18 protein-coding genes are annotated in these 21,665 nt (G+C 70.1%); 9 read left to right on the top strand and 9 right to left on the bottom strand.

Going from position 1 to position 21,665, the window contains the following annotated elements; genetic code table 11:
- Positions 1 to 65 precede the first annotated feature (65 nt).
- The 5 genes from IPK71_03885 to IPK71_03865 form a co-directional block, all read right to left on the bottom strand.
- Complete coding sequence (locus IPK71_03885; GenBank protein ID MBK8212866.1) at positions 66 to 608, bottom strand: L,D-transpeptidase family protein; 543 nt, start codon at positions 606 to 608, stop codon at positions 66 to 68.
- Positions 609 to 1,482: 874 nt separating this feature from the next.
- Positions 1,483 to 2,292 (bottom strand): ATP-binding protein, encoded by an 810-nt coding sequence (locus IPK71_03880; GenBank protein MBK8212865.1) that lies wholly within the window; start codon positions 2,290 to 2,292, stop codon positions 1,483 to 1,485.
- The gene (locus tag IPK71_03875; protein MBK8212864.1) at positions 2,289 to 2,555 is read right to left on the bottom strand and encodes a hypothetical protein; all 267 of its coding nucleotides are present in this window, start codon (positions 2,553 to 2,555) and stop codon (positions 2,289 to 2,291) included. The genes IPK71_03880 and IPK71_03875 overlap by 4 nt, the downstream gene beginning before the upstream one ends.
- Before the next feature lie 449 nt (positions 2,556 to 3,004).
- Positions 3,005 to 3,517, bottom strand: coding sequence for a hypothetical protein (locus IPK71_03870; GenBank protein ID MBK8212863.1), 513 nt, complete (start codon positions 3,515 to 3,517; stop codon positions 3,005 to 3,007).
- 1,015 nt (positions 3,518 to 4,532) lie between these two features.
- Positions 4,533 to 4,961, bottom strand: coding sequence for a hypothetical protein (locus IPK71_03865; GenBank protein ID MBK8212862.1), 429 nt, complete (start codon positions 4,959 to 4,961; stop codon positions 4,533 to 4,535).
- 292 nt (positions 4,962 to 5,253) lie between these two features.
- On the opposite strand from IPK71_03865, the gene IPK71_03860 reads away from it, so the two are divergent.
- The 5 genes from IPK71_03860 to IPK71_03840 all read left to right on the top strand — a co-directional run bounded on the left by IPK71_03860 (position 5,254) and on the right by IPK71_03840 (position 13,004).
- Complete coding sequence (locus IPK71_03860; protein MBK8212861.1) at positions 5,254 to 6,861, top strand: protein kinase; 1,608 nt, start codon at positions 5,254 to 5,256, stop codon at positions 6,859 to 6,861.
- Positions 6,858 to 7,880 (top strand): hypothetical protein, encoded by a 1,023-nt coding sequence (locus tag IPK71_03855; protein MBK8212860.1) that lies wholly within the window; start codon positions 6,858 to 6,860, stop codon positions 7,878 to 7,880. Before IPK71_03860 ends, IPK71_03855 begins: the two co-directional genes overlap by 4 nt.
- The gene (locus IPK71_03850; GenBank protein MBK8212859.1) at positions 7,880 to 9,091 is read left to right on the top strand and encodes a hypothetical protein; all 1,212 of its coding nucleotides are present in this window, start codon (positions 7,880 to 7,882) and stop codon (positions 9,089 to 9,091) included. The genes IPK71_03855 and IPK71_03850 overlap by 1 nt, the downstream gene beginning before the upstream one ends.
- Before the next feature lie 155 nt (positions 9,092 to 9,246).
- Positions 9,247 to 12,741 (top strand): sigma 54-interacting transcriptional regulator, encoded by a 3,495-nt coding sequence (locus IPK71_03845; protein MBK8212858.1) that lies wholly within the window; start codon positions 9,247 to 9,249, stop codon positions 12,739 to 12,741.
- 5 nt (positions 12,742 to 12,746) lie between these two features.
- Positions 12,747 to 13,004: a hypothetical protein gene (locus IPK71_03840; protein MBK8212857.1), complete on the top strand. Its 258-nt coding sequence runs from the start codon at positions 12,747 to 12,749 to the stop codon at positions 13,002 to 13,004.
- A 68-nt stretch (positions 13,005 to 13,072) separates the two neighbouring features.
- Here the strand turns inward: IPK71_03840 and IPK71_03835 are convergent, their stop codons facing one another.
- Positions 13,073 to 13,708, bottom strand: coding sequence for an NAAT family transporter (locus tag IPK71_03835; protein MBK8212856.1), 636 nt, complete (start codon positions 13,706 to 13,708; stop codon positions 13,073 to 13,075).
- Between the two features lie 194 nt (positions 13,709 to 13,902).
- Between IPK71_03835 and IPK71_03830 the strand changes: the two genes are divergently transcribed.
- Positions 13,903 to 15,018 carry a hypothetical protein gene (locus IPK71_03830; protein MBK8212855.1) on the top strand — a complete coding sequence of 372 codons (1,116 nt, stop codon included), beginning with the start codon at positions 13,903 to 13,905 and terminating at the stop codon, positions 15,016 to 15,018.
- A 7-nt stretch (positions 15,019 to 15,025) separates the two neighbouring features.
- On the opposite strand, the gene IPK71_03825 is transcribed toward IPK71_03830, so the two are convergent.
- Positions 15,026 to 16,072: a hypothetical protein gene (locus tag IPK71_03825; protein MBK8212854.1), complete on the bottom strand. Its 1,047-nt coding sequence runs from the start codon at positions 16,070 to 16,072 to the stop codon at positions 15,026 to 15,028.
- A 100-nt stretch (positions 16,073 to 16,172) separates the two neighbouring features.
- Between IPK71_03825 and IPK71_03820 the strand changes: the two genes are divergently transcribed.
- Together IPK71_03820 and IPK71_03815 are read left to right on the top strand one after the other, a co-directional pair.
- Positions 16,173 to 17,207 carry a hypothetical protein gene (locus tag IPK71_03820; protein ID MBK8212853.1) on the top strand — a complete coding sequence of 345 codons (1,035 nt, stop codon included), beginning with the start codon at positions 16,173 to 16,175 and terminating at the stop codon, positions 17,205 to 17,207.
- Complete coding sequence (locus IPK71_03815) at positions 17,204 to 17,560, top strand: hypothetical protein (protein MBK8212852.1); 357 nt, start codon at positions 17,204 to 17,206, stop codon at positions 17,558 to 17,560. The genes IPK71_03820 and IPK71_03815 overlap by 4 nt, the downstream gene beginning before the upstream one ends.
- Before the next feature lie 16 nt (positions 17,561 to 17,576).
- Here the strand turns inward: IPK71_03815 and IPK71_03810 are convergent, their stop codons facing one another.
- The gene (locus tag IPK71_03810) at positions 17,577 to 18,737 is read right to left on the bottom strand and encodes a hypothetical protein (GenBank protein MBK8212851.1); all 1,161 of its coding nucleotides are present in this window, start codon (positions 18,735 to 18,737) and stop codon (positions 17,577 to 17,579) included.
- A gap of 413 nt (positions 18,738 to 19,150) precedes the next feature.
- Between IPK71_03810 and IPK71_03805 the strand changes: the two genes are divergently transcribed.
- Positions 19,151 to 19,825: a hypothetical protein gene (locus tag IPK71_03805; protein MBK8212850.1), complete on the top strand. Its 675-nt coding sequence runs from the start codon at positions 19,151 to 19,153 to the stop codon at positions 19,823 to 19,825.
- 160 nt (positions 19,826 to 19,985) lie between these two features.
- Here IPK71_03805 and IPK71_03800 read toward each other — a convergent pair whose 3' ends face one another.
- Entirely contained in the window at positions 19,986 to 21,638 is a 1,653-nt protein-coding gene (locus tag IPK71_03800) for a YdiU family protein (protein ID MBK8212849.1), read from the bottom strand.
- Between the last annotated feature and the right edge of the window lie 27 nt (positions 21,639 to 21,665).

Below are 21,665 nucleotides of genomic sequence, written 5' to 3'. Positions count from 1 at the left end.
TAAGGCCAGCGCGGACAACGCGGAGCTCTCATGTCACTCGTATTCGTTCACGGATCGGACGCGCGTTACGGCTCGATGGTGACGGGGGTGCCGGCGGGCACGGTGGCGAAGAGGTCGTCCATCGTGGTGTCGTCGAGGGCGACGCAGCCGCGCGTCCAGTCGCCGTCGGTCCCTCCGCCGTGGACGAAGATGTCTCCGCCGAGCGCGGTGTTTTGGGGAGGGATCTCGTTTCGAGCGAGGGCGGCGAGGATGGCGTCGTGCTCGGCCTTCGAGATGCGCCCGGAGGCCAAGCCCACGCGCGCGTCGTCGGCGTTGGGGTACGAGAGGCCGAGCGAGAGGTGAAAGCGGCTCTTCGGGTTTTTGTGGGTGACGACGTAGCGGCCTTCGGGGGTCTTCCCGTCGCCTCGTTCGCGCTTCGGCCCCACGGGGCTTTGGCCGAGGGCGACATGAAGGCTGCGAGGCGGCGCGCCGGCCTTGACGACGACGAGGGTGCGCGAAGCCTTGTGCACGACGAGGCGCACCACGGGCCCATCGGCGCTCGCGTCCCGCTCCGGGGCGGCGGCGAGCGCGACGAGGGCGGCGAGAGCGGCGAGGCGAACCTTGGTCATGACGGGACGTCGTTCCTCACCGCCAAAGTGTGACACCGGCCGCGCCTCGGGGCTCGAGCCGACCACGCCGCACCACGGTCTCTGCACCTCCCCCTGCTCGCTCGCAGGCTTCGCGCAAGCGAGTGAGCGCGACGCATCGTGGGAAAGCGAAGCCGAGAACGAGCTTTGGGGGAGGTCGACCGGCGAGCAAAAGCTCACACCGAGAAACGCGACGAACGAGGGAACCCGCGATGGGCCTTGGGCGCCGTGGGGCTTTTCTCGTCGGGCGGGTGGGGGCACCCCTCGAGTGCACGAGGACTCCACGCCGCGCCACGGCTTCTGCACCTCCCCCTGCTCGCTCGCAGGCTTCGCGCAAGGGAGTGGGCGCGATGCTCTGGACCGGAGCGCCCCTCTCCTCATTCGAAAGCTGAAGGATTTGGTTTAGTTGCGAGGGCGGTCGTGGGAGTGCGCTCGTGATTTCGATGACTTGGAGCACGGCGAGTGCTCCGCGCGGCTGGTCGGCGACCTCGTGGAGCACGGCGGGTGCTCCGCGCGGCTGGTCGGCGACCTCGTGGAGCACGGCGGGTGCTCCGCGCGGCTGGTCGGCGACCTCGTGAAGCACGGACGGTGCTCTGCGCGGTCGACCAACGACCTTGTGGAGCACGGCGGGTGCTCTGCACGGAGGCAGAAGACGCGAAGACGAAGCACCAGCTCCTGTTGACTGGCGTCAACTATTCTTGCAGGTCGCGGCCATGGTTCGAAGGCCTGCCGCGGCGACCGCGCGGAGGTTCTTCGGGGTGGGGTTCGTGGGTCGCGTAGGCATCTTCGTCGGGTAGTTGTCGTCGGGTAGTTGTCGTCGGGTAGTTGTCGTCGAGCCTGACGCTCTTTCCCCTCGTCAGGCAGTCGTTGTCGTTGCGCCCGTAGTTGTCGCTGGACTGGCAGGCTTCGTCGGTTTCGCTCGGAGCTCGGCCTCGTCGGCGCGCTTGGAGGTTCCGCCGAACTCGAGGATGACCGAGTGATGCACGAGCCTGTCGATGGCCGCGGCGGTCGTCATCGGGTTCTTGAAGATGCGATCCCACTCGCCGAAGACGAGGTTGCTCGTGATCACGAGGGACCTTCGCTCGTAGCGCTCGGCCATCAAGGTGAAGAGCACCTCGACCTCGTCGGCGCTCTGCTGGACGTAGCCGATGTCGTCGAGGATGAGCACGTCGAACGCGTCGAGCTTCTGGAGCGCGCGCGGCAGGGCCAGGTCTCGCTTCGCGGCGAGGAGATCCTGCACGACGCGGAAGGTGGGCGCGTAGAGGACCGAATGCCCGCGTCGCACCAGGGCGTGGCCGAGAGCGCAGGCGGCGTGGGTCTTTCCGCGGCCAGGAAGACCGAAGCAGAGGACGTTGGCGGCGCGCTCGAGGAAGTCTCCCGACGCGAGCTCGTCGAGCTTGGTGATGACGCCGCGCGGGATCCGCGAGCGGTCGAGCGTCTCGAAGGTCTTGCCTGGCAAGAGACGCGAGGCCTTCAAGAGCCGGTCGGTGCGACGCTGCCCGCGCTCGTCGGACTCGGCCTCGAGCACCTCGAGCAGGGTGCCGAGCGCGGCGTGGTGGCCCGCTCCGTCGAAGCGACGCACGACCTCTGCCGCGAACGTGGGGAGCTTGAAGCGCGAGAGGAGCTCTCGAAGGCGAGCGTGCTGCTCCGAGGAGAGGTCTTTCATGCCTCACCTCCCACGAGTAGGCGGTCGTACATCGCGGGATCTGGGGCGGGGATATCAATCACCGGAACGCTTGTTTTCTCCGGCTTCACGAGCGCCTTCACGGCAAGGAACTCGGGGCGTTCGCCGCGCTCGAGCATGCCGGCGAGGACGGCCTCCACGTCCGACTGCATGGTGCTCGCGGCAAGGTGCAGCACTCGGACGTACTCTGCGTCGGCGCGCTCGCGCCGCGCCTCGACGAGCGCATCGTAGGTGCGACGGAACACGAGGGAGGGGAAGAGCTCCTCGCGATAGCGGTACCTCGTGAACGCTCCGGCTGGCGCACCAGGGACCAGATGATCTCGACGACAATGGCGTCATTCTACACCAGCCGCCGGGGGGTTCGGCGGCGGCGTGAGGCGAGCCGCGGCACGCCGCTCGCACGAAAATGGGCCCCCGATGGCCCCGATTTCCCCTCTGGTGTGCGATCACGCACCTGTTCGCGGCGGTGGTTCTTGCGGCATGCTCGCTCTCGTGGCCGCACAGCCATGCTACGTGTCCGGTCATACGATGTCGACGCGCGCTTCGTTCTGCGTGTCGCTCGCTACGCCGTGCCGTTCGTGTCGCTCGCCATCGGCGGGCGACGCTCCACAAGAAGCGCCTCGGGCTGCGTCGTCCGCTCGTGTGGTCGATCGGCGCCGAGTGCTCGTCGAACCGTGTTGATCGTGGTGAAGCGTCAGCGGCCAAAAAGGGACGCCGGGCCGACCTCGACACCTTGACGCACGAGCGTCTCGAGCACCACTCGCTGCTCGTGGGTCGGCTCGTGCAAGTCGAGAAAGACCTTCTTCAAGGCCGGAGCGGCAACGAGCGGAGCGAGGTCGATGTCGGGCGCGAGCAAGGCCACGATCGAGAGACTGGCGAGGTTCGGAAGGTGGCGAAGGTCGCCGAGGCTCGCCACCACGAACTCGGCGCGATCGCAGCCACTCCACCCCGCGTCCGGGTCCGACGCGTGCAGCGCATAGACTTCGTTTCCGCCGTCGATATCGAGCTCGGTGACCTCGTCGAGCTTGGTCGAGTCGATGGTCCAGGTTTTCAAGCGAGCCGAGACCACGCTCCCGAAGTCTTCTCCGGGCTCGAGATCGTCCAATCCTTCGCCAAGGCTCTCTCGTTCGCCTTCGAAGTGCCCCGCGTCGAGGAGGGCTTCCAGCACACCAAGGCGCACTCCAATGTCCTCGAAGTCCACGTTCATGCGCCCGTCCTTCTCCATCCGCGGCGTGCATCCAAGTAAAAGCATGCAGACGAGACCGAAGTCAACGAGGTCGTCCCTGGAAATGCAGGAAGTTGAGGGTGGCGGTGGCGCGCGCCGCAGGCGGTGCCGACTATGCGGTGGCGACCAACAAAGCTTGGTATCCGGTGCATGCTCGATGGACGGTCTCGCAGACCAAACGCTTCGAGGCGCGGTTCCCGGAGGGCGCTCGGCTTCGCTTTCCCACGCGCCGCCCCCCCCGGTCAGAACCCGGCGTGCGGATTTCCCGCACCGGGTTCCCACGTCGGATCAACGGGCAGCAAAGCGCACGTTGGGCCAGGGGTGGACGATCGCTACCTCGAGTGCACGAGGACCCCACGCCGCGCCACGGCTTCTGCACCTCCCCCTGCTCGCTCGCAGGCTTCGTCAAGCGAGTGTGCGCGACGGCGCGTGGGAAAGCGAAGCCGAGAACGAGCTTTGGGGGAGGTGTCGGGCGCGCAGGCCGTCAGGCCGAGCACCCGGCGGTGGGGGCACCCCTCCTCTCCGGAGTCGGCACCGACTTCGATGGGCCTTGGGCGCCGTGGGGCTTCTTCTCGTCGGGCGGGTGGGGGCCCTCGAGTGCACGAGCCGCCCCACGCCGCGCCACGGCTTCTGCACCTCCCCCTGCTCGCTCGCAGGCTTCGCGCAAGCGAGTGTGCGCGACGGCGCGTGGGAAAGCGAAGCCGAGAACGAGCTTTGGGGGAGGTGTCGGGCGCGCAGGCCGTCAGGCCGAGCACCCGGCGGTGGGGGCCACGGCACGACGCCGGCCGCCCACGCCGCGCCACGGTCTCTTCAACTCCCCCTGCTCGCTCGCAGGCTTCGCGCAAGCGAGTGAGCGCGACGGCGCGCGGGAAAGCGAAGCCGAGAACGAGCTTTGGGGGAGGTGCCGGGCGCGCAGGCCGTTAGGCCGAGCACCCGGCGGTGGGGGCACCCTGCTCTCGCTCTCCCTCTCTCCCTCTCTCGCTCTCTCCCTCCGCCCTCACCGCAGCGCAATGAGGCCGCGCCGCACGAGCCGCTCGAGCGTCGCACGCGTCTCGTCGAGCTCACCACCGAGACGGGCCGCGACCGACGAGGCTTCGCAGGGCCCTTCGAGCGCCGCGACGGCGTCGAGGGCCTCGCGCTCGACCCAGGTCACGAGGTGGGCCGCCGCGAGGAGACGGCTGTCGACCCCGAGGGCCTTCGTGTACCGAGGCGCGGGGGCGGGGCCGCGCTGCGCGGGGAGCTTCTGGGTGGAGATCGCCTCCGCGCTCCGGACCACGCGGCGGACACCGCTCGGAGGATCGTGGGTGATGCCCTCGCCGACCTCGGTCACGAACGACGCTGCGGCGCGACGATTGACGGGCACGTAAGCTTCGCGCCGCGCCGGAGGGTTGGCGCGAGCGCCCATGATCTTCTTGGCCGGACCCATCGAGCGCAGCCTTTTGCAGCTCCCGTGCCGGTGGCGCTGGCGCGTGCGATCTCGAAAAAGCCAATAAATTCAATATGGTCGCTGCAGTTGCCGGGATTTCATTCGTGCAAGGCCTTGCACGGACGCACCGTCGCCTCGCTCTCGTTCTTGCACGGTCGAAGCTCCGTGGTTGGTGCGTCGGAGGCGGCTAGTGAACGTTCGTTCCCCGTGGCGTCGAGCGCCTTCGTCTCCGCCACCCTGCGAAGGAGCTAGCCCAGTCGGCGTAAACGCGCGAAGCTTTTGCTGGCACGGCATGAACCCCCTCGACCTCAAGCTGCCCGTCTCCCCTGGGGACGTGCTCGCTGGAAAATACCGCGTCGACCGCGTGCTCGGGGCCGGGGGCATGGGCGTCGTCGTGGCGGCCACCCACGAGGACCTCGACCAGAAGGTCGCCATCAAGCTGCTCCTGCCCACGATGCTCGAGAACGCCGACCTCGTTCGTCGCTTTTTGCGGGAGGGGCGGGCGGCCGCGAAGCTGAAGAGTGAGCACGTCGCCAAGGTGATCGACGTGGGCCGCCTCGAGACGGGCGCCCCGTACATGGTGCTCGAGTACCTCGACGGCGGCGATCTCTCGGAGGTGCTCAAGAGCGAGGGACCGTTGCCCGTCGCCACGGCGGTGCGGTTCATTTTGCAGGCGATCGAGGCCGTGGCCGAGGCTCACGCGGTCAAGATCATCCACCGGGATCTCAAGCCGCAGAACCTCTTCCTCACCCACCGCGTGAACGGTGAGCCGCTCGTGAAGGTGCTCGATTTCGGCATCTCGAAGGCCCTCGAAGAGGCGAGCGCCGAGTTCGCGCTGACCCGATCGCAGAGCCTGCTCGGCTCGCCGCTCTACATGTCGCCCGAGCAGATGCGCTCGTCCAAGTCGGTCGACGAGCGCAGCGACATCTGGTCGATCGGCGTGCTCTTGCACGAGCTCCTGACGGCCCGCCACCCGTTCGAGTCGGACACGATCCCAGGCCTCGTCTTCCAAGTGACGATGGAAGATCCGACGCCCATCCGCACGCACCGCGCCGACGTCGCCGAGGGCATCGAGGCGATCATCGCGCGGTGCCTCGCCAAGAAGCCGGACGATCGCTACCCCAACGTGGCCGAGCTCGCGCGCGATCTCGAGCCGTTCGGTGGGGATGCGGTGCGCGGCCTCGCGGCCTCCATCGCGACGGTGCTCCGCGCGCAGCCCTCGGCCCGCGCCGCGTACGCGTCGTTCTCGGACATCTCCGGCGTGACCGACAACCCGCTCGGCCCCACGCTCGACGTGCGCTCGGACCCGAGCCTCTCGGGTAAGCTCTCGTCTTCGCAGAGGATTTCGGCGCCCTCGTCGCCCGCCGTGACCGAGCCCCCCAAGCCCTCCGAGGTGCCTCGCGCACGAGACACGAGCGAGCCGGTCGGCGCGTCGAGCGCGTGGGGCAACACGCAGAACGGCGTGCCTCCGGTGGCGCCGCGCAAGCCCGCGTGGGTGGTCGCGCTCGGTGCGCTCGGCCTCGTCGGCCTCGGGGTGGGCATCGCGCTCGCGGCCACGTCACGTCCGGCCCCGAACGCAGGGGCTCAGGTCGCGGCGCTCTCGGCCGGGTCTCCTTCGGGCGTGGCTTCGGTGGCCCCGTCGGTCGCTCCTGCGCCTCCCAAAGCCGAGCCCTCGTCGTCGTCGGCCGTGGCCGTGGCCGTCTCTTCGGAGCCGAGCGCTGCCCCTGCGCCCTCCGCCTCGGCGATCGCTCCGAGCAAACCCGGCTCGGCGAAGGCCGTGAAACCCGGCGCCGCGCCCAGCGTCGCCGCGCAACCTTCCGCGGCCCCTACGCCGTCGGCCAAACCCACCACGAAACCTGCCAGCTCCGGGCCTCCGGGCTTCGTCCCCTACGGCGAATGAGAAAGACCACCTTCGCGCTCCTCGTCACGGTGAGCCTGCCCCTCGCTACCGTTCACGCCGCCCACGCCGACGAGCCCGCCCAGCCAGCCACGGCCACCGAGGACGCGCGCGCTCGTGGAAAACAGCTCTTCGACGCGGCCCTCGCAGACGTGAAACGCGAAGACTTCAAGGCCGCCTGCCCCAAGTTCAAGGCAAGCTACGACGTCGATCCCAAGGCCTCCACGCTCCTCAACCTCGGCACCTGCTACGAGCGCAACGGGCAGACCGCGAGCGCGTGGGGGGCGTTCTCGAGCGCCGTCGTCGCCGCGCGAAAAGCAGGCAAAGAGGAGTGGGCCGCGCAGGCCGAAGAGCGTGTTCGGGCCCTCGAGCCGCGCCTCGTCCGGCTCACGGTGACCGTGCCTGCCGAGGCTCGCGCCGAAGGGCTCGTGATCTCGCGCGACGGCGCCAAGCTCTCCGAGAGCGAGTGGGGCCTCGCGATGGCCGTCGATCCGGGGGAGCACGTCGTGAAGGCGGACGCGCCCGGGCGTGTCGCGTGGTCGACGAAGGTCGCCGTGGCCGAGGGGACCAAAGTCCCCGACATCGTCGTGCCGAGCCTCGCGCTCGCGCCCGTCGCGAAGGGCCCGGGGCCGACCAAGATCGTCGTCGAGGGGCCTCCTCCGTACTGGACCGCGACGCGCGTGGGCGGCGTCACAGCGGCGGGCATCGGGCTCGCGGCCGCGGGCGTGGGCGTCGCGCTCGGGTTCATCGCGAAGGGCAAGTACGACGACTCGCGGAGCACGTGCCCCGAGCCCCAGAGGGAGTGCTCCGATCCGGTCGCCGTGAACGACAACGAGACCGCCTTCTCTCTCGCTACGGGCTCGACGGTCCTCGTGGTCGCCGGTGGGGTGCTCGCGGCCGCGGGCGTGGGGCTCTTCCTGTGGGCGCCCGATGCCCATAAGGGTAGGAAAACTCAAGCGTTTCGGGTGGTTCCGTCGGGTGGTCCTGGGGCGCTCGGGCTCGAGCTCGGGGGGACGTTTTGATGCGCACTCGCCTCTTCGCGCTCGGCGCGCTCTTCGCCGTGGCAGGGGTGAGCGCGTGCGCGAGCCTCTTCGGGTTCGAGGAGCTCACGTTCTCGCCCGACGCGAGCGCCCAGGCCGACGCCCCCACGGCGACGGCGACCGAGCAACCCGACGCGGCGCCGACGTGCAACCCCGAGCGCCCGCCCGAGCGACCTGTCGGTGACTCGGGAGACGACACGACCCGGCTCACCTTCGTCTTCAACGACTTCGATCTTGGGCTGCAGGTCGGCGGAGGTGCGGCGCCGGTACGTGGGTACGACCTCGACGGCGTATGCACCACCAAGCCTGGTGAGGAGTCCTGTGCGAACGCCCAAGGGACCCTTGCGTTCGACGACTACACCCGGGACAAGACCGACCGTGGCGTCGATAACGCGGCCTACGTGCTCCTCCAGTTCTTCAGGTCGTCGATCATTCCGAATGCCCCGTTCCGGCCGGAGCAGGTCTCCGAGTCCCTCAAGCAGGGGACGTACGGGTTTTTGCTCGACATCGAGGGGTACAACGGTCAGCCCGAAGATCCGACCGTCAAAGTATCCTTCCGGCCGACTCTCGGCCTCACCGACGGAGGCGTCCCGCGTTTTGACCGCACGGAACAGTGGCTCATCGACGACGAGTTCGCGACACGCGACGCGTTCGGCGCGAGCAGCATCTTCGACTTCCGAGGGTACGTCACCGGTGGGGTGCTCTACGCGCGATTCGATCCCTTTGCGCTCCCGATTCAGCGCAAGAGAAACGGGAACGTGCTCAAGCTCGCGCTGAAGGACGTCGTCATGTCGGCCAAGGTCGAGCGCGGCGACGGAGGTGGCTACGTGCTCACGAATGGTGTCGTCGCCGGCAAATGGCCCATCGACGAGGCTTTCAAGAACGCGCGCGTCGTGGCCTATCAGGAGACCGAGGACGTCATCCTCTGCGCCATGCCTTTCGACCAGGCCTTCCGTGATCTCGCGTGCAAGGCGCGAGACATTCGTATCGGAGCCGGGGTCGACGTGTCCGCGCCTTGCGACGCCGTGTCCGTGGGCTTCGGCTTCACCGCCGTAGAAGCGGCGTCCACGGAGAGGCTCGGCAAGCGCTTCTACCGGGACGCCTCGTGCCCGCAGGTCACGTGTTCCACTCCGGCGGGCGAAGGGGGCATCCCCGAGAACCAGGGGACGTTCCCGCCTCAAGGGGACGAGTAACTTAGCAGCCCGTGGGGGCGTGCAAATCGCGACGGTGGGCCCGTGCGTGAATCGGACGCCTCGCGCAAGTGCTCGTAATGTGACGCATTTTGACCTGGCATAGGGGATGCTCTCCCTCGAGGGCGGCGCGTGTGCGCCCCGAGGAGCCTGCCCCGATGACCGCCCTTCCGTCCCGCACCGAGCCTTGGTCGACCTCGTCGCCCGAGCCTCAGGTCCGTGGGTTCGCCGAGCTCGACGAGCGTGTGGGCTCGGGTGCGCCTGGGGTCGTCGTGGCGCGTGTGAGCGAAGGCGCCGTATCCGCCCTCTTGGCGCACGTGGCACGTCGCGTCGCCGCGAGCGGCTTCGAGGTCTTCGTGGTCGAGGGCTCGAGCGCGTCGCCCGTGTTCCATCAGGTCGCGTGCAGGTTCGGCCTCGGTGAGACCACGTCGCCGCGTGCGTTGGCCGAGGCGTTTTCGACGGTGGCCGCGGTGCGGAAGGTCGCGCTCGTGAGCACGCTCCCCGCGGAGGGGACGTGGGACCACTCCGTGGCGCGGGAGCTCCTCGGCTTGCCCCTGGCTACGCTGGTCGTGCTCGTCGCGGCGCGTGGAGAGGGCCTCGCCGGGGTCTCCACCGTCGACGTCCCCGACGTGCTCGACGACGACGAGAGGCAGCGATTTCTCGAGGCGATGCTCGATCACGAGGTTCGCGGGAGCGATCTTCGCACGGTGCGCGAGCTCGCGGCGCTCGCGGTGAGCGTGGGCTCGCGGCGCGGGCGTCGTGCGCTCGACCAAAAGGGTGAGCTCGTCCTCGCGGTCGTGTCGGCGAGCGCGTATCCTTGGCCGATCTCCGGGCTCGCGCGGTTCGTCGAAGGCCCCGAGCCCGTGGTCGCCGCGCTCGCGGACGAAGGGTACGTCGCCGTGCGCGAAGGCCGGGTGCACGCGCTCGAGCCCGTCGTGAGCGCGGCCGTCGAGGGTATGCCGACGGGGGCTACGATCGGGCGCGCCCTCGTGGCCGAGCTCGGGTCCGACCCTTGGGCGAAAGCCCGTGCGGCCGAGCTCGTGTACCCCGACTCACGGGACGAAGCCGAGGCACTCCACGCCGACGCGCTCACCGGCCTCGTCGATCCGGCCGCGCGCCGTGACGTGCGTAGGAGGTGGGCCACGCTCGTCGCAGGAGATGGGCCCCGTGTGCTCGCTGCCGCGCGCCGTGCGCTCGCCGACGAGTGCTTCGACGAGGCGCTCGCAGTGCTCGATGGCGCGCGGGACCTCGGGGCCGAGCACGCCGTGGTCATGGGGCTCGCGCTCTCGGGCAAGGGCGACCTCGTCGGGGCGCGTGTCGCCCTCGAGCGCGCCAAGAAGACGGACGTGGCGCGCGCGTTCGCCGGAGAGATCTCCGCCGAGCTCGCCGAGGTGGCCTACGCGATGGGCGATCTCACCGAGGCCGAGCAGAAGGCTCGCGCCGTGGTCTCGTCCGAGGCCGCGCCGCGCACGCTCCTCCGTGCTCGCAACTTGCTCGGAAAGCTCCTGCTCGCGGCCGGCTCGTGGGACGAAGCCGAGGCTCATTTTGCGAGCGACGCCCAGGTGGCCGAGGGGCTCGGTCTCGTGCCCGAGGCGCTCCGCGCGAGGCTGAACCGCGCCATCGCCGTGCAGTCGAAGGGGCGCGTGGACGAGGCCGCCGACATGCTGCGCGCCGTCTCCGCGTCGGCCGAGGCCAGCGGTGAGACACGCACCCACGCGTATGCGCTCTCGAATTTGGCGGTGGTCGCGTGGACGCTGCGTGACTACGGCACGGCGCTCGAGTGCCTCGAGCGGACCTTCGGGCTCTTCGGGCAGCTCGGCGCGAGCGCGATGATCGCCCACACCGTCGCGAGCCTCGCGGATCTGCGGCTCCGGCTCGGGCTCGTCGAGAACGCCGCGCAGACCATCGCGTTCGGTCGTCGCACGGGCCTCGGTCCCCTGCGCGCGGCGCCCTTCGCGGCGGTGGCGTCGCGCATCGCGCTCGCGAAGGGAGATCTCCCCGGTGCGCGCGCCGAGATGGAACGCGCGCTCTCGGAGGCGTCGGCCTCGGGCGACGTGGAGCTGCTCGGCGAGGCCCACCGCCTCTCGGCCCGCGTGCACCTCGAGGAGGGCGACATCGCTGGGTGTAGAGTGCACGTGTCGTTCGCCGAGCCGCTCGCCAAGACGCCCCGTGCGCGGGCCGAGGCCAAGCTGCTCGAGGCCATGGCGGGGCGCGCCGAGGGGACAGGCGATCTCTCCCTGGCCAAGCGGGCCCTCCGGCTCGCCCGTACGGCCGGCGACGAGGACGTCCTCTGCGAGGCGCTCCTCCTCGTGTGCCAAATGCAGCACGATCTGGGCGACATCGGCGAGGCGCGGGCCACGTGCGAGCAAGCGCTGGCCGTGCGCGACAAGGTCGCCGAGGGCCTCCCGGCGCACATTCGCGCGTCGTTCCTCTCGCGGCCCGAAGGCGTGGCCCTCGCGCGCATGCACCTCGTCTTCCGCCCGAGCGGCAAGGCCGAGGCGCCGAGCTCCGAGCCCCCCGCGAGCGCCCCCCTCGACCGCCCTTCGGAGCGCGCCCTCGTGGGCGACGATCCGAAGATCCGCGCGCTCCTCGCGACGATCGCCAAGGTCGCGCGCTCGGACTCGACCATCCTCGTGCGGGGCGAGAGCGGCACCGGCAAAGAGCTCGTGGCCGAGGCCATCCACAAGGCCAGCGATCGCGCGAACGGGCCGCTCGTGTCGGTGAACTGCGCTGCGCTCGTGGAGACGCTCCTGCTCTCCGAGCTCTTCGGCCACGAGAAGGGCGCGTTCACGGGCGCCACGTCTCGCCGCCGTGGGCGCTTCGAGCTGGCCGAGGGCGGCACGCTCTTCCTCGACGAGATCGGCGACGTGTCGCCGCGCACCCAGGTGGCGCTCCTGCGGGTGCTCCAAGAGAAGACCTTCGAGCGCGTCGGAGGCGCCGAGCTCGTGCGGGCCAACGTGCGAGTCGTCTGCGCGACGCACCGCGACCTCCGCGCGATGGTCGAGCGCGGCGAGTTCCGCGAGGACCTCTACTACCGGCTGCGGGGCATCGTCCTCGAGGTGCCACCGCTCCGCGCTCGCCCGTCGGACATTCCTCGCATCGCGGACACCTTGCTCCGGCGCATCGCGAGCGAACGCTCCGAGGCCCCGAAGCGGCTCACGGCCGACGCCGAGGTGCTGCTCCGCGCGCACAAATGGCCCGGGAACGTGCGTGAGCTCGAGAACGCCCTCCGCGCGGCGACCCTCTTCGCCGACGGAGAGTGGTTGAACGCGCACGCCCTGCTCGACACCGTCGAGGATCTCAGGCTCGCGTCGAGGGCGACCGGCACGACGCTGGCCAAGGCCGCTCCCGCCAGCGACGACTCGTCCCGCGACGCCGCGCTCCCCGACGACGAAGGCGGGCCGCTCTCGTCGAACGAGGCCGAGGCTACCCAGATCGCCTACCAGCAGGTGCGCCGCGGCGAGGTGTCGCTCGCCGACATGAAGCGCCAGATCGAGCGCGACTGCATCGTGCGTGCCCTCTCGGAGACACACGGCAACATCACCAAGGCGGCGGCGCTCCTCGGCATGAAGCGCCCGCGGCTCTCGCAGCTCGCGAAACAATACGGGCTCACGGCGAACGTGACGGAGGCAGTGGGATGCGACGTATCGTAGCGATTTTGCTCACCCTTTCGGTTGCTGGCTGTGCCGCCGACGTGGCAGGGCCCGAGGTCCTCGGGAGCTCCGCCGAGCCGCTCCGTGTCGAGGCGCCGAAGGTGTCGCCCGAGCTCGCCGCGCCCTCCGCCGAGGTCGCGACCGACGTGGCCTCCGCCGACGACGGGGACGACGACACGCGCGACCCGGGCACCTCCGATCCGAAGCCCCCGCCCGTGCCGCTCTTCCACGGCGAGGCCCCGAAGCCCGGCGGCGGGCGCTGAAGCTACGCTCGTGAGCGTCGATCGCGCTCTTCCGTGGGGAGGGCGCGCGTGCACCCTCCGTGTGAGCCTCACGAGAACGTCTTCGGGAACGCCTCGTGGGCGCCGTCGATCACGAACTGGATGGCGATGGCCGCGAGGATGAGGCCCATGAGGCGCCCGATGACGCGGATGCCCGTGGTGCCGAGGAGCTTCCCGACGACGGCCGCCGAGCGCAAAATGAGGAACGCCGAGGCGCCGATGCCGAGGATGGCGACGTGCACGGCGACGCGTGACGCCGTGCTCTCCGCCTGACCTGCGAGCACCATCACGGCGGCGATCGCGCCCGGGCCGGAGAGGAGCGGGAGCCCGAGGGGGATGAGCCCGACGTCCTCGTGTTTCTCGGTCTCTTCTTCCTTCGTGGTGCGGGTCTCGGAGTGTTGGGCGCGCATCATGTCGAGCGCCACGCCGAAGAGGAGGATGCCCCCCGCGACCTTGAAGGCCGGGATCGTGATGCCGAAGAACTTGAAGATGAACGAGCCCGCCGCCGCGAAGACCGAGAGCACGACGAAGCACGTGAGCGAGGCCCGGAGCGCGGTGCGGCTCTGGTACTCGCGAGGCTTCTCGCCCGTGAGCGCCACGAACACCGGCAACGCCGAGAACGGATCGACGATCGAGAAGAGCGATCCGAACGCGACGACGGTCTCCGTGACGAGGGGGGGAAGCACGCGGTACCTCGCCGAGACGCTTACGACGAACCCCCTCCGATGGGAAGCCCTGGACCGGACTTGGGAACGTCCAGGAGGTGACTGTCGGTGTCCACCCGACCTCGTCCACGTGCCGCGAAACCCTTCGCGATTTCGGCGGCACGGGGCGTGCTCTTTCGGACCGTCACGGCGAAGGACGCCGTCGGGAGGTCACGATGAGCACGTCGAAGGTGTGGGCGTTGTCGTTGGGGATGGTGGGCGCAGCCTCGTTCGTGGTGGCGTGCTCGTCGACCGAGGGAGGGCCTTCGGTGGCTCCCGTGGAGAGCGTGCCTGCGCCCACGGCGAGCGCGCCTGCGCCCACGGCGAGCGCGCCCACGTCGAGCCCGGAGGGCGGCGCAGACGACGCGGGGCGTGCGTTCGACGAGAGCGTTCGGGTCCGCACGGAGCCGTGCGAGAAGGCCGCTCCGCAGGCGACGCGCTGCGAGTCGTACGAGATCGTGTGCGGCGGGGCCTCGCCAGCCGTGGTCGACGTGGCGTACTTCGAGCCTCCCGCGGGCGTCGCGAAGAAGGGCGTCGTGGTCTTCGGCAGCGGCGGCGGTGGCACGGGCTTCTACAACTTCCCTGCGAGGGACGCCCTCACGAGCGCGGGCTACACCCTCGTCGATCGCCGATGGACGGCGGACCGCGGCTGGTTCGACGGCGCCAAGGCGGGGCCTCAGGAGGCCGCGTGCCGCTACGCCGCTCTCGCGCGGTACGTGAAGCGCACGCACGCGCCTTCCGTGCCGCTCTGCGCGACGGGCAACTCGGGCGGGAGCGCCGAGCTCGTGTACGCGCTCGCGTGGAACGGGCTCGCGTCGTCGCTCGCGTTCGCGATGCCCACCTCGGGGCCGTTTCATCGCCTCGATCTCTTCTGCCAGGGCCAGACGGACTCGGCGTGGGTCACCGAGACGAGCGCGCTCTGGTCGGCGTGCCCGGGCTGTGTCGGCAAGGGGACGCAGGCGGGCGGCGGTGTGATCTCGCTGCTCGACGCGTCGTTCGGTGGGAGCCCGATGTGCTCGAGCCCGGGGGCGGCGGGGCTCGCGACGCTGCTCGCGAAGAGCCCCGTGAAGGGGCCCGACGTGCCGCGCATGGGGCGCCTCCCGGTGCACCTCAAGGTCGGCGCGCTCGACGAAGCGGCGTACCCGATCTTCTCCGCCGCGCTCCACCGCGAGCTCGGCGCCGCCGGCGTGAACGTGAGCTACGAGGTGCTCGCGGGTGTGGGGCACGAGATGGACAAGTACGACGGCGGCGTGAAGGCCATCCGCGACACGCTGCTCGCGGGCTGCAAATAAAGGTACTTCACGGCGCTCGGAGGTCTTTCGCTTCGGGGAAGAGATCTCGGGCGAGCGCCGCGACCGCCTCGCGCTGCGGGTCGAAGTGGGACGCGTGCACGACGCGCTTCTTCCCCGCCGCGCCCTCGCGGACGACGAAGATCTTGGCGCACTGGAGGTCCATGACGATCTCGAGCTCGGCGCTCCTCGCGGGTCCCGTGGTCGTAAGCTCGCGTGTGACCCGGAAGCCGACGATGCGGCTCATGAGGCACCGCTTCATGATCCGGTCGTCGTAGCCGTCCTTCTTTCGCAGGATTTCGCCGAGCGCTGTGAGCGCGCGGGGATCGATGGGGCGCTCGGGTGTCCGCTCGGGCATGCCGGCCATCTCGCCTTTGGCGCGCGGCTCGGTCATGTCCCACCCGGGTTTGCCGCTCGGCAGCGCGAGCCTCGCGACCACGCCCGAGACGAGCTTGGCGCCGGCCCACGCGCGCTCGAGGCCTTCAATGGGGCCCTCGGGCATCACGAACGCGAGCTCCGAGGCCCGCCGCCCTTCGCACGTGGCGACGGAGACGCGGTATTTTCCGGGGGTGTAGCTCGCCTCGGCGCGGCACGAGCCGTTGCACTGGGCAGCGCAGTGGAGGCCGCTCCACGCGACGGGGACGAGCGGCCTCTCCGGTGTGAGCGAGACGCAGCCGGAGAGTGGTGCAGCGCAGCTCGTGGTGAGCGTGAGGCCCTTGCCGCCGTCGAGATCGGCGAGCCGAACGAAGCCGTCGCCCTCGGCCCGCTCGAGCTCGAGGGACGCGCCGAGCGAGATCTCTCGCGTGGTCGCGATCTCGAAGCTGCCCGGCCCGACCTCGGTCAGCACGAGAGGCGAGCTCGGTTTGGTGTCGGGAGACGAGCCGTCGGGTGCCGGTGCGGAGGGTAGAGTGGCAGCGGTCGATCGCGCCTGGGCCGATGGGCTCGCGGAGACGTCGAGCGAGGGGCCTCGGGATCGGCTGCACGCCGCGGTGACGAGCGCCACGGCAAAGGTGAAGGTGAGCGGAAGAGCCCGGCTGCGAAGCGAGATGTGGGTCACGGACCCCCATGAACGCACGAGCGCGCCATTCGATCCCTACGACGTGCCGATCTGCTCTTCGTGGGAAGGCAGGGCTACGATTCCGCGTATTCTTGCGCCGATGGGCGCCGCCGAAGACCTGTTCGATCTCACCGATCCCGACGTTTCGGTCCGGGAGTGCGCGCAATGCCACGAGCCCGTCGCGGGGCGCATTTCTCCGGACGGCACGGTGAACGTCACGTGCGGGTACTGCGGGCGCGAGGACGCCGTGGCCGCGCTCGTTCGGCCTTCGGGCGAGGGCTCGGGCGAGAGCGCGTACCGAGGGAAGGACCGCGGGGCCTCGGGGCGCAAGCTCCCGCTCACCCTCGATCTCTCGAAGCCTCCGCCTGGCATGACGGGGCGCGAGAAGCGAGACGCGCTCCGCAAGGCGTGGGTGGAGGCGAAGACCTCGCCGGTGCCCGACGACGACGAGGCGCGCGCCACGCACGAGTACCGTCTCGTGTGGCTCGCAGGCAGCCTGAGCAGCGCTGCCCTCCGCGAAAAAGAGCTCGTGCGTGCGCGATCGGTGCTCGAAGCCGCGCTCGAAAAGGTCGAGATCCCGCAGTACCGCGCGATGCTCCTCGCGCGCCTCGCGCGCCTGGCGGCGCAGTCGAAGGCCGTGCCGCTCGCGCAGGCCTGGCTCGCGCGTGTACCGCCGAAGATGCGCGCGCCCGAGGTCGTGACCGACGTGCGTGTGGCCGAGGCGTTCGTGGCGCGCGAAGAAGAGGGCCCGCGCGGCGTGCTCGACGTGATCGGGCACGGGGACGCGGCTTCGGCGTTCTCGGGTCCCCTTCGGCTCTTGGCCGTGGCCCTCCGCACGGACGCCCACGAGAAGCTCGGGGAGCACCAGGAGGCGCTCGCCACGTGGACGTCCGGGGCCAAGGCCGGCAGCCTCATGCTCGGCTCGTACGCGGCGCTCTACGGGCTCGCTCCCGAGACGCGCAAACGGGCGTTCCGCCGGGGGTACGTGGCGCTCGTGGTGCTCGTCGCGGTGCTTTGGGCGGTCGTCTCGCTCCTCCGCACGACGATCGCGGGCGAGCCGATGACCCTCGCGCCCTTCGTGGTGGTGGGAGTGGCGCTCGTCGTGGCGCTCGGGATGAAGGCTACGCGGCGGTGAGCGCCGGAGGTCACGCTCCGCACGAAGGGCGCTGCTCGGTGTGTGGGGCGGCCCGCGCCGGCGTGGCCTACCTCGTGGTTGCCGCCCGTGCGAGCATCTGCGACCGCTGCGTCGTGCGGCTCGTGGCGGAAAAACCCTGGTTCGAGCGCGTGCGCGCGCTCTTCTTCGTGGTGCCCGAGGAGCCGGCGCTGCCTCGGCGTGGTGGCGTGGCCTACCGCGACGGATCGCCTACGGCCTGCAGCTTCTGCGGTCTCGAGCGCCGGAGCACGCGGACCTACGGCGAGGTGCGCTTGTGCCGCCCGTGCATCGAGCTCGCGCACGAGGTGCTGCTGGAGCGCGGCGTGAGCGTCTGAAACGCGGCGCCGCGGCTCACGGCAGCGCGATGCGTCGCTTGGGACCCGTCGTGACGCCGCAGGTGACCGTGTCGTCGTTCGCGAGGGTGCAGAGGTCGAAGCCCGTGGCGACGACGACACGCGCGTGCGCCGCGTGGTCGTAGCTGAAGGGCTCGGGGGTGATCACGGGGGCCGGTGATGTCGGGCCGGTGGCGAGTGAAGGGCCGTTCCAGCACGAGAGGGAGCCATCGTGCCCCGTCGCGCATCCGTGGATCCCGCTGGTGGCGGCGGTGCGGGCAGGCCCTGGCAACGTGGGGACGACGATGCCTTCGGTGGAGCGGCACTCGACGCCGCCCGTCGCGAGGACGAAGCACGTCTCGCGGTACGACGCGCTCATGCGGGTCACGGTCCCGTCGGGCGCGCTCAGCGCGGCGAAGGGCCGCCCGTCCCCGCCGGTGATGTTCCCCGAGTAGCAGCGTGTGTGGCCGCTCATGTCGCGAGAGCACGGCATTTGGCTCGGGGCGAGGTCGACCGCATCGGTGGCGACGGCGCGCTCCCACGCGTCGTAGGGGCTCGCGTCGTGCGAGTGGCGGAACGTGTGGAAGCGCGCGCTCCGGCAACCCCCGCCGGAGCTATCGGTGAAGGACGAGCAGTCGCTCCCGAACGTCCACACGGCGCCGTCCTCTCCGATGGCGGTGACCGAGTCGCCGAGCGTCTCGGCGGCGATCAATCGCATTCTTGGTATTCCCTCGATTCGCTTCGGCCTGGGGAAGAGGAGCGCCGCCGCGTGGCCCTGACGTGACTCCTCGCAGTAGTAGCCGCTGAAGCCCCAGCAGGTCACGTGGCCTTCGCCGTCGAGAGCGCACGCGTTGCACGCTCCCACAGCGAGCCGGCGAGCTCCCGTGACCCCTTCGACGCGCGCGGCCGTGTTCGCGGGGATAGGGCGCCCGAGGGCGGTCTCGGCGCCTTGCCCCCAGCAGGCCACGCTCCCGTCGTTGTAGAGTGCACAGACATGCTCGCTCGCCGCGACCAAGGTGCGGATGCGGCCGGACGATGGCGGCTCGGGATCTTCGGAGATGCCCGTCCAAGGCGGGGGAGGGGGCTCGCGTTTGCAGGCCGAGAGGCCGAGGCCGACCATGAAGAGGACCGTGAGGCTGCGCTGCACCGCGTGGAGGCACGGAGGCGTCGGGATGGGCATGCCTCACGGTGGCACGGGGGTGCGAACCTCGGCCCGCACGCGGGTGAAAAGGCGGAGCGGGGCGTGTGAACGCGGGGTGAAAGGGCGCGGGGGTCGCTCGTGCCATGCGCGCGCGCCCTCCCGGACACGGACGCGAAGCCTTCGACATCTCTCCCCCTCCCAAGCCTCACCGAGCTGCCGCCTCCCCCGAGCGAACCAGGACATCCTGGAGACCTCGAACCACGCGATCGAGGCTCGCAACCGCAGAGGGAGCCCACGGAGGTTTCCGCTTTCCGTCGTTCGGCGGGCGTCTCCAGTCGCGGGGCGGGCCGAGGCAGATGGGCAGCTGTCCTCGTGGGCGTGGCGGATTCCGTGGCCTCAGGTACGGTGGCGTTGTGCGACGACCGATGAACCTTCGTACACGACGTGGAATGTTGCACCCCGAACGGCGACTTCTCGACCCGACCGTCGTGGCACTTGCCGCGCTCGTGGTGGCGGGCTGCCATTCGCCCGGCCTCTACACCTCCGCGCGGCCGGTCGAGACGGGGAGCATCATGGCCGGGGTCGCGCTCGAGCCGGTCGTGTTCTTGAGCAGCAAGGAGTTCTCGGACATCGGCCCGAGCGCGACGGGCCTCCTTCGTGTCGGTACGAGCAAACATACGGATCTTGGCATTCGGTTCAATGCCATGACGTTCGGGTGGGATTTCAAGATCGCCCCGTACCTGTCGGAACGTTGGGCGGTTGCGGTGATTCCGGGAGGGCGCGCGGGACAAGGGTATTGGTTCCACGCGCCCGCGGTCGTCTCGTACGACGCGACTTCGTGGCTTCGCCTGGTGGCGACGGCAGGTGTTTCCTTGTCGCATAAGGCCTACGCGTCTGGAGGCGGAGAGACCGTCATCGGCATCTCTCCCATCCCCGTTTCGGGTGGGGGGCGGCCCGACGGCTGGCACGGCCGCCTGGGGTTCGGCCTCGATGTTCACTCCAAAAGGGGATTTGGCGTATTCCCCGAGGTTACCTATCTGCAGTCGACGGAGCCGTACGCGTACTCGTCGCTTTTTCTCGCGCTCGGAATCACGCTCGGGCGCGTCGATTTTCGCCTTGGCGAATGATACCCGCCGCGTGAGGTCTCTGATTGCCGCCTCGCTCGCGTGCGCCATCCTCGCGGCGTGTGGCTCCGATGGTGTGCCCAGCTACCATCGGGTTCCGCTGCTGCGCGGATTGATCCCGCCGTACTTCCTTGATCGCACGGCGTGCGTGCGCCACGCCACGTCAGCTGCTGCAGCTCAACATGGAACAGCCCGCTTTGTGGCGGGCCCACTCGGGGCGTTTTTGCGCGTAGGCCTCGCGGCCCGGTTGGTCGTCGTAGGGCCTTCGGAGCACGTCGAGCAGCGCCTCGAGCTCGCTCGTGTCGCCGGCCTCGGCGAGGTCGATGGCCTTCTGCGCGAGCCAATTGCGGAGCACGTACTTGGGATTCGCGCGGCGCATGGAGGCCCGGCGCTCCTCGGGATCGCGGCCATCGTCGCGGACGCGCGCCGCGTACGTGGAGAGCCACGCGCCCACCGTGGGGCGGAGCTCGCGCTCGACCTCGGCGTCGTAGAAGGTGTGCCCGAGCACCTCTCCCGCGACGTTCGCCCACGCCTCGGGCGCGAGCGGCTCGTGCGTGGGGACGTCGGCGAGCGCGCGGTAGAAGAGCGGCATATCGATCTCGGCTTTGCCGAAGAGGCCAAAGAGCCCCTCGAGGAGCGGCATGTCGGAAGGCCCGCTTTCCCCCTCTTCGGGGAGGTGCACGGCGCGGAGCCCGAGCTTTTTGGCGTACATGCGGAGCTCGCGCTCCTCCCACGTGGTGCCGTAAGCCTTCATGGCTTGATCGCCCGCGCCCTCGGGCAAGAGGGGAGCGAGCGCGTCGGCGAGGCGCGCCACGTTCCACGCGCCGATGCTTGGCTGTGCGCCATAGCGGTAGCGGCGGCCCTGGGCGTCGGTCGTGTTCGGGGTCCAGCCCGGGTCGTAGCCCTCGAGCCAGCCGTAGGGGCCGTAGTCGATCGTGAGCCCGAGGATCGACATGTTGTCGGTGTTCATGACCCCGTGGACGAAGCCCACGCGCATCCACTCGGCGATCATGCGCGCCGTGCGCTCGGCGACCTCGATCAAGAAGGCAGCGACGCTGTCGGGTGAGGTGGGATCCCCGGCCTTCACGAGCTCGGGGTAGTGGTGCTTCATCACGTGCGCCGTGAGCGCGCGGAGGAGCTCTTCGTCTTTGCGGGCGGTGGGGAGCTCGAAGTTGCCGAAGCGCACGAACGACGGCGCGACGCGCGCGACGACCGCCCCCGGCTCGGCCTTGGGGTTTCCGTCGTAGAGCATGTCACGCACCACGCTCTCCCCCGTGGCCGTGAGCGCGAGGGCGCGCGTCGTGGGCACGCCGAGGTGGTGCATGGCCTCGGAGCAGAGCATCTCGCGAACGGAGCTCCGGAGCACGGCGCGCCCGTCGGCCCTGCGGGAGTAGGGCGTGGGCCCCGCCCCCTTGAGCTGGATCTCCTGGATTTTACCGCTCGGCGTGGCGACTTCTCCGAGCGTGATCGCGCGCCCGTCGCCGAGCTGGCCGGCCCAGCTCCCGAACTGGTGCCCGCCGTAACAGGCGGCGTACGGGCGCATGCCGCGCAGCATGCGGTTGCCCGAGAGCACCTCGGCCATCTCGGGTGAGCGCATCACGCCCTCGGAGAGGCCGAGCTCTTCGGCCACCTCGCGCGAATGGAGGAGCACCTTGGGCGCCGCCACCTTGGTGGGCAACACGGGCGACCACGCCGCGCCCTTCACCTGCCGGGGGACGTTCTCGATCGACGGATCTCCGGGGAGCTCCCTCACGAACCTGTCGCGGAACGAGAGGCCGAGGCGCGCTTCGAATTCGTCGTGGCGAGGTGCGGGCATGAACGTGAGGTACCAAAAGTGGGCGCC

Source organism: Myxococcales bacterium (genome assembly GCA_016712525.1).
Lineage (GTDB): Bacteria > Myxococcota_A > Polyangia > Polyangiales > Polyangiaceae > JAAFHV01.
Note: the sequence above shows the minus strand (reverse complement) of the source record. Positions and strands in the feature narration are given on the sequence as shown.

Excerpts from the sequence above, each read along its gene's own strand:
- IPK71_03855 (MBK8212860.1), top strand. The coding sequence starts at position 6,858 with ATGAGAAAGACCACCTTCGCGCTCCTCGTCACGGTGAGCCTGCCCCTC.
- IPK71_03830 (MBK8212855.1), top strand. The coding sequence starts at position 13,903 with ATGAGCACGTCGAAGGTGTGGGCGTTGTCGTTGGGGATGGTGGGCGCA.
- IPK71_03810 (MBK8212851.1), bottom strand. The coding sequence starts at position 18,737 with ATGCCCATCCCGACGCCTCCGTGCCTCCACGCGGTGCAGCGCAGCCTC.
- IPK71_03885 (MBK8212866.1), bottom strand. The coding sequence starts at position 608 with ATGACCAAGGTTCGCCTCGCCGCTCTCGCCGCCCTCGTCGCGCTCGCC.
- IPK71_03800 (MBK8212849.1), bottom strand. The coding sequence starts at position 21,638 with ATGCCCGCACCTCGCCACGACGAATTCGAAGCGCGCCTCGGCCTCTCG.
- IPK71_03865 (MBK8212862.1), bottom strand. The coding sequence starts at position 4,961 with ATGGGTCCGGCCAAGAAGATCATGGGCGCTCGCGCCAACCCTCCGGCG.
- IPK71_03870 (MBK8212863.1), bottom strand. The coding sequence starts at position 3,517 with ATGAACGTGGACTTCGAGGACATTGGAGTGCGCCTTGGTGTGCTGGAA.
- IPK71_03850 (MBK8212859.1), top strand. The coding sequence starts at position 7,880 with ATGCGCACTCGCCTCTTCGCGCTCGGCGCGCTCTTCGCCGTGGCAGGG.
- IPK71_03860 (MBK8212861.1), top strand. The coding sequence starts at position 5,254 with ATGAACCCCCTCGACCTCAAGCTGCCCGTCTCCCCTGGGGACGTGCTC.
- IPK71_03845 (MBK8212858.1), top strand. The coding sequence starts at position 9,247 with ATGACCGCCCTTCCGTCCCGCACCGAGCCTTGGTCGACCTCGTCGCCC.
- IPK71_03820 (MBK8212853.1), top strand. The coding sequence starts at position 16,173 with ATGGGCGCCGCCGAAGACCTGTTCGATCTCACCGATCCCGACGTTTCG.
- IPK71_03880 (MBK8212865.1), bottom strand. The coding sequence starts at position 2,292 with ATGAAAGACCTCTCCTCGGAGCAGCACGCTCGCCTTCGAGAGCTCCTC.